The organism is Salinimicrobium oceani, assembly GCF_012037645.1.
Genome location: NZ_JAAVJR010001102.1, coordinates 1 through 359, shown reverse-complemented (window position 1 = coordinate 359; position 359 = coordinate 1). Strand labels below are relative to the sequence as shown.

At 44.6% G+C, this 359-nt stretch carries 1 pseudogene; it reads right to left on the bottom strand.

Annotated elements, in window-relative coordinates:
- A pseudogene (locus HC175_RS20980) lies at nt 1–359 on the bottom strand (exonuclease sbcCD subunit D); the annotation flags it as partial.

Sequence of the window (359 nt, the reverse complement as noted above, 5' to 3'; positions counted from 1 at the left end):
AAGGACCGGAAAGACGGTACAGGGATACTCAGCGGCTCCCAACTATTTTCTGTGTCCAGGAGTAGGATTCTCTTTTCATCTTTTCGTTCACTAAAAGAAAGGGGCAGGGGAGATCCGCTGTAAAAAGTGGGCACTGCTGCCGAAACTCTTTGTGGTTTATGTATATGCCCTAAAGCGATATAGCTGAAGTAGCTGCCAAAGCGGGAAGCTTCAAAGGCAGCAAGGTTTCCAATCTGAATTTCCCGCTCACTATCTGATGTTTCTATCCCTGCTGTAAAAAGATGCCCCATAGCAACAGCAGGGATCCCGGAATATTTTGAAGCGCAAATTTCTGAAGCTTCAAAAAAGATATTTTGAAT